Below are 213 nucleotides of genomic sequence, written 5' to 3'. Positions count from 1 at the left end.
CGTGAATGCAGGTGATGACCAAACAGTTGTAGAAGGAAGTGAAGTCAGCCTTGAAGGTGAAGCATCAGATAGTGATGGAAGCATAGTTTCCTATGAGTGGCTCCAACTATCATCAGACGATATTGTTACTATTAATAACTCAGATAAAGCAAAAGCTTCATTTGATGCTCCAGATGTAGAGGAAGAAGTTGAAATTACCTTTCAACTAACAGT

1 protein-coding gene is annotated in these 213 nt (G+C 39.0%); it reads left to right on the top strand.

The genetic code is table 11. From position 1 onward, the window contains the following. Positions 1-213, top strand: a 213-nt coding sequence (locus tag H5162_RS21235) for a PKD domain-containing protein (RefSeq protein ID WP_182779463.1), incomplete at both ends; no start/stop codon positions are given.

Source organism: Pseudoalteromonas sp. SR41-8 (genome assembly GCF_014163915.1).
In the GTDB taxonomy this organism is placed as follows: domain Bacteria; phylum Pseudomonadota; class Gammaproteobacteria; order Enterobacterales; family Alteromonadaceae; genus Pseudoalteromonas; species Pseudoalteromonas rhizosphaerae.
Note: the sequence above shows the minus strand (reverse complement) of the source record. Positions and strands in the feature narration are given on the sequence as shown.